Origin of the sequence: Geobacillus sp. ZGt-1 (assembly GCF_001026865.1) — a bacterium.
In the GTDB taxonomy this organism is placed as follows: domain Bacteria; phylum Bacillota; class Bacilli; order Bacillales; family Anoxybacillaceae; genus Geobacillus; species Geobacillus thermoleovorans.
The window spans coordinates 477,720-488,758 of the sequence record NZ_LDPD01000023.1 but is presented as its reverse complement, the minus strand read 5'-3'; the positions used below and the strand labels follow the sequence as shown (position 1 = coordinate 488,758).

At 55.8% G+C, this 11,039-nt stretch carries 12 protein-coding genes, 2 pseudogenes and 1 other annotated feature; of the genes and pseudogenes, 12 read left to right on the top strand and 2 right to left on the bottom strand.

The window, feature by feature from the left end; translation table 11 throughout:
- The first annotated feature begins 225 nt into the window (after positions 1-225).
- Positions 226-305: a sequence feature (ribosomal protein L21 leader region), on the top strand.
- 14 nt (positions 306-319) lie between these two features.
- The 7 genes from rplU to pheA all read left to right on the top strand — a co-directional run bounded on the left by rplU (position 320) and on the right by pheA (position 4,851).
- Positions 320-628, top strand: a complete 309-nt coding sequence (gene rplU / locus VU18_RS11255) for a 50S ribosomal protein L21 (protein ID WP_011232086.1) — start codon at positions 320-322, stop codon at positions 626-628.
- A 2-nt stretch (positions 629-630) separates the two neighbouring features.
- Positions 631-960: a ribosomal-processing cysteine protease Prp gene (locus VU18_RS11250; RefSeq protein WP_011232085.1), complete on the top strand. Its 330-nt coding sequence runs from the start codon at positions 631-633 to the stop codon at positions 958-960.
- A gap of 15 nt (positions 961-975) precedes the next feature.
- A complete protein-coding gene (gene rpmA / locus VU18_RS11245; RefSeq protein WP_011232084.1) occupies positions 976-1,266 on the top strand; it encodes a 50S ribosomal protein L27 in 291 nt (96 codons plus the stop codon).
- 170 nt (positions 1,267-1,436) lie between these two features.
- Positions 1,437-1,985: a sporulation initiation phosphotransferase B gene (locus tag VU18_RS11240; protein ID WP_014196420.1), complete on the top strand. Its 549-nt coding sequence runs from the start codon at positions 1,437-1,439 to the stop codon at positions 1,983-1,985.
- A gap of 237 nt (positions 1,986-2,222) precedes the next feature.
- Positions 2,223-3,521, top strand: coding sequence for a GTPase ObgE (gene obgE / locus VU18_RS11230; RefSeq protein WP_011232082.1), 1,299 nt, complete (start codon positions 2,223-2,225; stop codon positions 3,519-3,521).
- Between the two features lie 16 nt (positions 3,522-3,537).
- Complete coding sequence (locus VU18_RS11225; RefSeq protein ID WP_011232081.1) at positions 3,538-3,981, top strand: ACT domain-containing protein; 444 nt, start codon at positions 3,538-3,540, stop codon at positions 3,979-3,981.
- Positions 3,982-4,002: 21 nt separating this feature from the next.
- Complete coding sequence (gene pheA / locus VU18_RS11220; RefSeq protein WP_011232080.1) at positions 4,003-4,851, top strand: prephenate dehydratase; 849 nt, start codon at positions 4,003-4,005, stop codon at positions 4,849-4,851.
- Positions 4,852-4,964: 113 nt separating this feature from the next.
- On the opposite strand, the gene VU18_RS11215 is transcribed toward pheA, so the two are convergent.
- Positions 4,965-5,504, bottom strand: a complete 540-nt coding sequence (locus VU18_RS11215; RefSeq protein WP_014196418.1) for a transcription repressor NadR — start codon at positions 5,502-5,504, stop codon at positions 4,965-4,967.
- A 15-nt stretch (positions 5,505-5,519) separates the two neighbouring features.
- Positions 5,520-6,644 carry an IscS subfamily cysteine desulfurase gene (locus VU18_RS11210; RefSeq protein ID WP_021321862.1) on the bottom strand — a complete coding sequence of 375 codons (1,125 nt, stop codon included), beginning with the start codon at positions 6,642-6,644 and terminating at the stop codon, positions 5,520-5,522.
- 69 nt (positions 6,645-6,713) lie between these two features.
- Here VU18_RS11210 and nadB point away from each other — a divergent pair, with 69 nt between their 5' ends.
- The 5 genes and pseudogenes from nadB to VU18_RS20200 all read left to right on the top strand — a co-directional run.
- The gene (nadB, locus tag VU18_RS11205) at positions 6,714-8,306 is read left to right on the top strand and encodes an L-aspartate oxidase (protein WP_172620552.1); all 1,593 of its coding nucleotides are present in this window, start codon (positions 6,714-6,716) and stop codon (positions 8,304-8,306) included.
- A gap of 28 nt (positions 8,307-8,334) precedes the next feature.
- Positions 8,335-9,165: a carboxylating nicotinate-nucleotide diphosphorylase gene (nadC, locus tag VU18_RS11200; protein WP_011232076.1), complete on the top strand. Its 831-nt coding sequence runs from the start codon at positions 8,335-8,337 to the stop codon at positions 9,163-9,165.
- Between the two features lie 14 nt (positions 9,166-9,179).
- On the top strand, positions 9,180-10,283 hold the full coding sequence (nadA, locus tag VU18_RS11195) for a quinolinate synthase NadA (protein ID WP_011232075.1): 1,104 nt from the start codon (positions 9,180-9,182) through the stop codon (positions 10,281-10,283).
- Between the two features lie 158 nt (positions 10,284-10,441).
- Positions 10,442-10,764: pseudogene (gene safA, locus VU18_RS20205) on the top strand (SafA/ExsA family spore coat assembly protein); the annotation flags it as partial.
- Position 10,765: 1 nt separating this feature from the next.
- Positions 10,766-11,039: pseudogene (locus VU18_RS20200) on the top strand (peptigoglycan-binding protein LysM); the annotation flags it as partial.

The window sequence follows — 11,039 nt, the reverse complement described above, 5'->3', positions numbered from 1 at the left end:
CAAATGGCAAAGCTTCAAATGGCCTCTCTATATAGTCGTTTGCACCGTTTCATCATCGCCCGCCGGGGGACGAAGGTGTGAGTAAAATATTTGACAAAGTCTTGACTGACTCGGGACGAAGATGACGGTTGACGGCCGGCCGTTTCTATGTTACGATAGATGACGTTGTAGACTTTTTGTCCTGCCAACAAGGGCAAAAGAGGGCGGCTGTCGCAAAAAGACGCACCCGCACTACAACCGCTCAGCGCGGGCGATGAAGCGCTCCGTCTTGGGCCGCCTTGGCGCTGGCGAGTCTGAGTCCATGAAGGAGGTGCGATGCATGTACGCAATTATCGAAACTGGCGGCAAACAATTGAAAGTCGAAGAAGGCCAAGAAATTTACATCGAAAAATTGGATGCGAATGAAGGCGATACGGTCACGTTTGACAAAGTGCTGTTCGTCGGCGGGGAAACGGTGAAAATCGGCAACCCGACAGTCGAAGGCGCAACCGTGACGGCGAGAGTGCAAAAACACGGCCGACAAAAGAAAATCATCGTCTTCAAATATAAAGCGAAAAAGAACTATCGCCGCAAACAAGGCCACCGTCAGCCGTACACGAAAGTCGTCATCGAAAAAATCAACGCGTAAAGATGATCCGCGTCACGATTGAACGGGAAGCGGACGGCCGCATCCGCGCGTTTACGATGGAAGGGCACGCCCATTTTGCGAAACGCGGGCAGGACATTGTATGCGCCGGCGCTTCGGCGGTCTCGTTCGGCACGATCAACGCCATCGAGACACTTATTGGCGTAAGCCCGCATGTTTCGCTCGGCAAAGACGGCGGCTACCTCCGCTGCGAGCTTCCGGAGCTGGAAGAAGCGGCGGCAGAGAAAGTACAGTTGTTGTTGGAAGCGATGGTCGTTTCGCTAAAGACGATCGAACGCGATTACGGAACATTTATCCGCGTGACATCCATCTAGCGGGAGGTGACTGCCATGCTGAGACTTGACCTGCAATTTTTTGCTTCGAAAAAAGGGGTCGGTTCGACGAAAAACGGCCGCGACTCGATCGCGAAACGTCTTGGCGCAAAACGGGCTGACGGTCAATTCGTCACCAGCGGTTCGATTTTGTACCGTCAACGCGGAACGAAAGTCCATCCGGGCTTGAACGTCGGCCGCGGCGGCGACGATACGCTGTATGCGAAAATCGACGGCATCGTCCGCTTCGAGCGGCTCGGCCGCGACCGCAAACGCGTCAGCGTCTACCCGGTCAGCCAAGAAGCGTAATCGATGTGAAAAAACTCTAACCGTTCGGTTAGAGTTTTTTCTTTTTGGCGTAGAAAAATCGTTCCCGTTCAATGTCAAAAAATGTTATAGTAAAAGTACATGCCTCCCCCATGGAGGCGGAAGTCCAAGCGAGGCAGGGAGCCTACGCTTAGTGGATAGGGGAGCGTTGGATGGAGAAGCGATGGACTGTCGTTGAGGTGATGCGCCATGCCCGCCATGACTGGCTGAACAAAATCCAGCTCATCAAAGGGCATTTGGCGCTCAATAAAATCGAACGGGTGCAGGAAATCATTGAAGACATGATCGCCGAGATGCATCAGGAAACACGGTTGACGAACTTGAAAGCCGAGCAGTTCGCTGAGCTTGTCATGACTTATAACTGGGAGCCGCGCCCGCTTTTTCTTGAGTATGAAATCACGGACGGCGAAGCCGATTGGTCGCGGTGCGATGAGCAGCTGACTGAATGGTGCCGCCAATTTTTTCACCTGCTTGAAGCGCAATCCGATGAGCGGACAGAAAACCATTTATGTTTGTCCATTGAGCTGTCCGACCGACGGGCGGCGCTGTTTTTGGATTATTGCGGCACGTTTCGAGATGGCGAAGCCATTCGCACTTGGCTTGAGCGCTGCGAACCATCACCGCCGCTTCGGCTCGCGTCGTTTGCCGTTGGCGAGGGCGAATTGACGGTGGAGCTTGAGCTTTTGTCGGCGGAATCTTGACCATTGGTTGGACGAAGGAAAATGGAAGGCAAAGCTTATTTTGCCCTAAGAGGTGCGGACGGATCGATCCAATCGGACCGGAAAGCGGCGGCTGGGCTTGAACCGCCCGCCAGCCCGCAGACGGCCGATGCTTGCGTACATATTGACATCATGGAATCGACTCTGTATACAATAATAAGTATTAGTCATACTCATTTCGCCATGATACCATGATGGAAGCGAATCGGAGGAACAGCCATGTTTGTTGATCAGGTGAAAATTTATGTGAAAGGCGGGGACGGCGGCAACGGCATGGTCGCGTTCCGCCGGGAAAAATACGTCCCAAAAGGCGGGCCGGCCGGCGGAGACGGCGGCAAAGGCGGCGATGTCGTCTTTGTCGTTGATGAAGGGCTGCGGACGTTGATGGATTTCCGCTACCAGCGCCATTTTAAAGCGCCGCGCGGCGAAAACGGCATGTCGAAAAACCAGCATGGCAAAAATGCGGAAGACTTGATTGTCAAAGTGCCGCCAGGCACCGTTGTCATCGATGCGGATACGAACGAAGTGCTCGCCGATTTGACCGAGGCGGGGCAGCGGTTTGTCGTCGCCAAAGGCGGGCGCGGCGGGCGCGGCAACACCCGATTTGCGACGGCGTCCAACCCAGCGCCGGAAATTGCGGAAAACGGCGAACCGGGCGAAGAGCGCAACATCATTTTAGAGCTGAAGCTTCTCGCTGACGTCGGGCTGGTCGGGTTTCCAAGCGTCGGCAAATCGACGCTGCTGTCGGTTGTCTCCGCAGCCCGTCCGAAAATCGCCGAGTACCATTTTACGACGCTCGTTCCGAACTTGGGCGTTGTCGAAACGGAAGACGGGCGCAGTTTTGTGATGGCCGACTTGCCGGGATTGATTGAAGGGGCCCATCAAGGGGTCGGGCTCGGGCATCAGTTTTTGCGCCATATTGAACGGACGCGTGTCATCGTCCATGTCATCGACATGGCGGCGGTCGAAGGGCGCGATCCGTACAACGATTATCTCGTCATCAACGAAGAGCTGAAACAGTACAATTTGCGCTTGACCGAGCGGCCGCAAATTGTTGCCGCCAATAAAATGGACATGCCGAACGCCGAAGAAAATTTGCGCCGCTTCAAAGAGAAAGTCGGCGATGCGGTGCCGGTCTTTCCGATTTCTGCAGCGACAAGACAAGGAGTGCGCGAGCTGTTGTTTGCCATCGCCGACCTGTTGGAAACGACGCCGGAATTCCCGCTTCATGAACGGGAAGATCCGGCCGTGCAGCGCGTCGTGTACAAATATGAAAAAGAGGAGCCGCCGTTTACGATCACCCGCGCCAGCGACGGAGCATTCATTTTGGCGGGCGACAAAATTGAAAAGTTGTTTAAGATGACGGATTTCTCGCGCGAAGAATCGGTGCGCCGCTTCGCCCGCCAGCTTAAGGCGATGGGGGTGGATGATGCGCTGCGCGAGCGCGGCGCGAAAGACGGAGACACGATCCGGTTGCTTGATTACGAGTTCGAGTTTGTCGACGACTGGGATGAATAGAGCGGGGGAAGGTGCGGTGGAGAAAAAATTTTATTTGGTGCGCGAAGACGTCCTGCCGGAAGCGATGAAGAAAGTCGTGCTCGCTAAACAGCTGCTTGAGCGGAAAAAAGCCGCCTCGGTCGCCGAGGCGGCGCAGCTCGCCAACATCAGCCGCGGTGTGTTTTACAAATACCGCGATGCCATTTTTCCGTTCCAAGCGGTGACGAAAGAAAACATCGTCACGCTCTTTTTCCATTTAGAAGACCGCTCCGGAACGTTGTCACAGCTGCTTGGCGTTGTGGCGGCGGCCGGCTGCAACGTGCTGACCATCCATCAAACGATTCCGCTTCAAGGGAGGGCGAACGTGACGCTGTCGGTCAGCACAAACGATATGAACGAGGAGATTGATGAGCTCCTCGCTAAGCTCAAACAGCTCGAATTTGTCGAAAAAGTGGAAATTGTCGGTTCGGGAGTGTATTAAAGCAAGGGAGAGGCAAACGAGATGAAAATCGGTTATTTAGGACCGAAGGCGACGTTCACCGAAGCGGCGGCTGCTCTTCTTTTTCCGTCGCAGCCGCGGGAGCCGTATGACACGATTCCCGATTGCATTGACGCCGCGGCGGCCGGAGAGATTGAAGCGGCCGTGGTGCCGCTCGAGAACGCCTTGGAAGGATCGGTCAATTTGACACTCGACTATTTAATTCACGAACAGCCGTTGCCGATCATCGGCGAAATCGTTGTGCCGATCGAGCAACATTTGATGGTGCACCCATATTTCACCCCTCATTGGCGCGAAGTGAAAGAAGTGTATTCCCACTCGCACGCCATTGCCCAATGCCGGAAGTTTTTGCATACGGTGCTGAAAGGGGCGAAGCAAGTGCCGATGACGTCAACGAGCGCCGCCGCGAAATTTGTGAGCGAGCATCCGCACTTGCCGGCGGCGGCGATCGCCAACCGGCTGGCGGCGGAAAAATACGGGCTAGTGATCGTGCAGGAAAACGTCCACGATTACGATTACAACCATACGCGCTTTATTGTCGTCAGCCGGCGCAAAGAGCCGCTTTCGCCTGCTTCGCCTCTTTATGCTGGCGACAAGACGACCGTGGTCGTCATGCTGCCGCAAGACCGTCCGGGCGCACTCCATCAAGTGTTATCAGCGTTTGCCTGGCGGCGGCTCAACTTGACGAAAATCGAATCGCGCCCAGCGAAAACGGGCCTTGGAAATTATTTCTTTATTATTGACATCGACGCGCCGATGGATGACGTCCTCATCCCGGGGGCGATCGCGGAAATTGAGGCGCTCGGCTGCACAGTGCAGCTGTTGGGCAGCTATCCATATTATTTTGCTTGACGAAGACGAAAAAATGCGGATGGGTCATAGCCGTCCGCATTTTCTCTTTATCCAGCGTCCTGACGTACGGCATTTGCGAAGAGGGAATGACGGACGAGCGCAAGGCGATCCGTTCACGCTTCGATCAGAAATCCAGCCTGTTTCAAGGCGCGGCAGGCGGCGTCAAGCTTCACTGGTGAATCGGCTTCCAGCGTATGCAAATGGGTTCCGTCCGTCAGCTGCAACAAATACGACGATTTTGTCGCCTCGATTTTGGCGATGAATTGGTCGACTTCCAGGCGGTTGCTCACCATGATCGAGGCGGTTAAATCGCCGTAGACCGGATGCTCGATTTTGACGTCCTTGACCGTCACGCCGCAATCCACGAGCAAATACAACTCTTCTTTCGTCTGTTCTGGCGTATGGAAGCAGGCGATCGTCCTCGTGTACGTTTTGGCCGGTTCAGCCGGCTTTAAATACAAATAGCCTTGGCTTGTGGCGATGATTGGTTCGTTGCGCGCCTTTAACAGTGAAATGTCTTGGACGATCACTTGGCGGCTGACGTTCGTTTTCGCTGCCAGCTCAGCCCCCGTGAGCGGCGCTTCGCTTTCTTTCAACCATTGCAAAATGAGCTGGCGCCGCCTTTCCCCTAAAATTTTCTTTTCCTCTTTCACCTGCCATTCCTCCTTTCATGCCGATGTAAGTCGCTCCAATGTGGAAACGAACTGGTCGATCTCCGCTTCGGTCGTGGCCGCGCCCAATGAGATGCGGATGAATTGCTTCGCTTCTTCAGGCGTTTTCCCGACGGCGAGCATCGTCCGCGACGGCGCTTGCAGCCCGACTTGGCAGGCGCTGCCGGTGGAAATGGCGATGCCGGCGCGGTTGCATTCAAGCATCACAAGCTGCCCTTCGTACCCAGCGACGGACAAACCGATAATATGGGCAAGACGGAAATCGGGATGGCCTTCCACCGTCACCGGCAGCTGTTTGGCGGCGATGGCGTGAAGCAACCGATTCCGCAGTCGTTCCAAACGCGACTGTTCGTCCGCCATTCGTCGATGGAGCTGCTGCGCGGCCGTAATGAAGGCGGCAATACCCGGTACGTTGACCGTTCCCGGCCGAAAGCCTGATTCGTGCGTCGCTCCCGGGAATACCGGCTTCCAATGCCGGCGCGGGTTGATGTACACAGCGCCGACCCCTTTGGGACCGTACACTTTATGGGCGGAAACGGATAGGCTGTCTAGTCCTATCTCTTGAACATCTAGCTGTATTTTAGCAAAAGTTTGCACGCAGTCGCTATGAAAAAGGACGCCGTGCGCCCGCAGGAGGCGGCCGATGTCGGCAAGCGGCTGAATCGTGCCGATTTCCGAGTTGGCGTGCTGGATGGAAGCAAGGATCGTCTTCGGCGTGATCGCCCGCTCCAAATCGGCAAGTCGAATGCGCCCGAATCGGTCGACGGGCAAATACGTGACCGTATATCCTTCTGTTTCCAGCTGTTTGAACAGGTGATGGAGCGAGGCATGCTCGATTTCGGTCGTGATCAGGTGGTTTCCCTTATGCCGGTAGGCGGCAGCTAGCGAACGGATCGCGAGCAAGTTCGCTTCCGTTCCGCCGCTTGTGAAATAGATCCCTTCCGCTTCTCCGTTAATCATGGCGGCGAGTTCGCGTCGGCATAAGGCAAGCAGTTGTTTCGCTTTCGTTCCGATGTCATGCAAGCTGCTTTCGTTGCCAAAGTAAACGGACGCCGCTTCAGCGTAAGCGGCGATCGCCTCTTGGCACATTGGCGTCGTTGCCGCGTAATCCAAATAAATCATATTCCCCCGCCTTTGCATCATTTTTTTCGCCAAACCTCTTGCCATTAGTTTAAATATGTGTAAATATAGATGTCAAGACAGGTGAAAAGAAAGGGGCGTCCGAGAGTGAAGGAAGGTGGCGTGATTATCGTCGGAAGCGGGCTGGCGGCGTTAACGGTCGCGTATCATTTATCTGAGCTCGACCATGTGATGATATTCACGAAAAAACGTTGCACCGACAGCAATTCATGGCGGGCGCAAGGAGGGGTGGCCGCGGCGCTGGCAGAGAGCGACGATTGGCGCGCTCATTTCCGCGATACGATGGTCGCCGGCTGCTTTCATAACGATGAACGAATGGTCGAACGGCTCGTCCGCGAAGGGCCGAGGCGGCTGCAAGAATGGATCAACGCCGGCATGGCGTTTGATCGGGACGAACGCGGCCGGTTTTGTTTCGGCCTTGAAGGCGGGCATAGCCACCGCCGGATTTTGCACGCCGGCGGCGATCAAACGGGCAAAGCACTCGTTTCGTTTTTGCTTGAGCGGCTCGAGGGACGCGTATGGATGGAAGAAGGCGAGCAGGTGATTGATTTGCTTGTGGAAGAGGGGCGTTGCGTCGGGGTGAAAACGAAGCGGGAAGACGGTTCGGTGTCCATTTGGCCGGCGTCGGCCGTCGTGTTGGCGACCGGTGGATGCGCCGGATTGTATACGTTCACTTCCAATGCGCGGACGGCGACTGGCGACGGCATTGCCATGGCGTACCGCGCCGGTGCGGCGGTGGCGGATATGGAGTTTATCCAATTTCATCCGACGATGCTCGTTGCCGGCGGAAAAGCGGTCGGGCTCGTCTCGGAAGCGGTGCGCGGCGAAGGGGCGGTGCTTGAGGCGGAAGATGGAAGACCGCTGATGGACGGCGTCCATCCGCTTCGCGATCTCGCTCCGCGCGACATCGTCGCCCGAGCGATCGCGGCGGAACTCGATCGCGGCGGCCGCGTCTATTTGAATATTTCCCGCGTGTCCCACTTCCGCCGCCGCTTTCCGACGATCGCCGCGCTATGTGAGGCCTATGGCGTCGACCTTGAAGCCGGCCGCCTTCCTGTCGCGCCGGGCGCCCATTTTTTAATGGGCGGCGTTGTCGTCAACGAGTGGGGGCAGACGACGGTTCCGGGCTTGTACGCCGTCGGGGAAGCGGCGTGCACCGGTGTGCACGGCGCCAACCGGCTCGCGAGCAACTCGTTGCTTGAAGCGATTGTCTTTGGATTCCGTGCGGCCTGCGCCATCCGCCGTCAAGCGGCGTGGCCGGAAACGGTGCACCGAGCGGATTCATCCAGCCCGCGTCGTTTGATTGTACCACGGCTGCCAGAGCGGGCGTTGCTCCGCGAACAGCTGTCAACGTTTGTCGGCATCGTCCGCAACGGCGATCGGCTTCGCGAAGCGGTCGACTGGTTGGAACAGTTTTCGTTGCCGGATTGGCTGGATGGCGACCTTGAACGATTGTCGGCAGAGGAGATTGAAACAGGATATATGTTGCTAGTGGGCTGGCTTGTCGCTTCATCAGCGCTTGGGCGCACGGAAAGCCGCGGCGGCCATTACCGGAGCGATTTTCCGCGTGAACGCCCGGAGTGGCGGGGGCGGCGCCTCGTGCGGACGAAAGAAGAGTGGGCCCGCCTTGGGGCTGGGAGGTAAAGCGGCAAAGAAAACGGAGGGATGAAAGATGAACCGGTTGAAGCTCGAACAACTGTTGCGACAGTTTTTTCTTGAAGATATTGGCGACGGCGATGTGACGAGCGAGACGATTTTTCCGGCTCATGAACGGGCATCAGGCATGTTTATGGCCAAAGCGGACGGGGTGGTGGCCGGCGTCGGCATTATTGCGGCGGGCTATCAGCTGCTGGATCCGCGCGTCGAAGTAACCATCATGAAACAGGACGGCGAACGGGTCCAAGCCGGCGAAACGATCGCCGTCGCATCCGGACCGGTCGGGCCGCTGTTGTCCGGTGAGCGCGTCATTTTAAACTTGCTGCAGCGGTTAAGCGGCATTGCCACCGTGACGCGACAGGCCGTTGACTTGCTTGGCAATAGCTCCACACGCATTTGCGACACGCGGAAAACGACGCCGGGGCTGCGCATGCTTGAAAAATATGCCGTCACATGCGGCGGCGGCTACAATCACCGCTTTGGCTTGTACGACGGTGTCATGATTAAAGACAACCATATCGCCTTTTGCGGATCGATCGCCCGCGCCGTCAAAACGGTGCGGGAGCGGCTTGGGCATATGGTGAAAATCGAAGTAGAGACCGAAACGGAAGACGAAGTGCTCGAGGCGGTCGAGGCCGGGGTGGATGTCATTATGTTTGACAACCGGACGCCGGATGAGGTGCGGGCGTTCGTCCGGCTTGTGCCAAAGCCGATCATCACGGAAGCGTCGGGGGGAATTACGCTCGCCAATGTGGCGGCGTACGGCGCGACCGGAGTCGACTACATTTCGCTCGGATGTTTAACCCATTCCGCCCCGGCGCTCGATATGAGTTTCAATTTGCGATAATGGAGGGGAGAACCGTGAACGTCCTTGAACAGTTGAAACGGCTGGATGAGATGCCCAAACGGTATAAAACGATGGAACGAAGCGAGCTCGAAGCACGCGCCCGCGCGGTGAAAGAACGGTTCGGCCGGCGCCTTTTCATCCCGGGTCATCACTACCAAAAGGATGAGGTCATTCAGTTCGCCGATGCGACCGGCGATTCGCTTCAGCTTGCCCAGCTCGCGGCAAAGAACAGCGAAGCCGAATATATTGTGTTTTGCGGCGTCCATTTTATGGCGGAAACCGCCGATATTTTAACGAGCGACGACCAAACGGTCATTTTGCCGGACTTGCGCGCCGGCTGTTCAATGGCCGATATGGCCGATATTTTTCAAGTCGAGCGGGCATGGGCGGCGCTTATTGAGCGGTTTGGCGAGACGATCGTGCCGCTTGTGTACGTCAATTCGACCGCGGCGATTAAAGCGTTTGTCGGCCGCCATGGCGGAGCGACCGTCACCTCGTCGAACGCGAAAAAGATGATGGCTTGGGCGTTTTCACGGAATGAACGGATTTTCTTTTTGCCGGATCAGCATTTAGGGAGAAATACGGCCTATGCGCTCGGCATCCGTCTTGACGAGATGGCGGTGTGGGATCCGCATGAGGAGACGCTCCAAGGGGCGGACGATCTCGACAAGGTGAAAGTCATTCTTTGGAAAGGACATTGCTCCGTGCATGAAAACTTCACCGTGCGACAAATCGAGCATATTCGACGGATGAAGCCGGGAATCCATGTCATCGTCCATCCGGAATGCAGCTGGGAGGTCGTCCAGCAAGCAGACTACGCCGGTTCGACAAAATACATTATTGAAACGATCCGCAATGCTCCACCCGGCACCCAGTGGGCGATTGGAACGGAAATGAATTTGGTGAACCGGCTGAAGCATGAACATCCAGACAAAGAAATTGTTTCTCTCAATCCATATATGTGCCCGTGTTTAACGATGAATCGAATTGATTTGCCGCATTTCGTCTGGGCGCTCGAATCGCTTGAGCAAGGAGCGATCGTCAATCGCATCACCGTTCCGAAAGACATCGCCGCAGAGGCAAAAGAGGCGCTCGACCGCATGCTTTCGCTTGCCTAGCTTTTTCCCTGGCTTGACGAGGAGGGATCCTCGTTCGGTCAGGGATTTTTTTATCATAAATCAACGATCATCGTCATACATTGTGTTGAAAGACGATAACGGGAAACAAGCATCGGTTCGATCGAGCGTAAACAGTCTCGGTTTAGGAGGGGAATGGAGTGAAAATCCATATTGTCCAAAAGGGCGACACCCTTTGGAAAATCGCCCAAAAATATGGAGTGGATTTTGAACAATTGAAAAAAATAAATGGGCATTTGAGCGACCCGAATATGATTATGCCTGGAATGAAAATCAAAGTGCCGACAGCAGGGGTGCCGGTCAAAAAAGAGACGAAGGCGCTTGTGTCACCCAAAAAAATGCACGTAAAAGAGCACCCGTACGCGGAGGCGAAACCGTTCGTCTCATTCCACATTGATACCGAGCTTGACACTGCTGTCGCCCCTGCTCCGGAAGGCGAGGCAGCGGTAAACGAACCGGCGGGNGAGGCGCCGAAAGCAGTGGTAAAGAAAACGCCCAAAGCAGTCGTAAAGGAAACACCGAAAGCGCCGGAGAATGTGCCAGTGAATGAAGCGCCAAACGTGCCGGTGAACGAAATGCCAAATGTATCAGTGAATGAAACGCCAAATGTGCCCATCAATGAAGCGCCAAAGGCCGTCGAGAAGGAAGCGCCAAAAGCGGCACCAAAAGCAGTGGTGAATGAAGCGCCGAACGTACCGGTGAACGAAACGCCGAATGCGCCCATCAATGAAGCGCCAA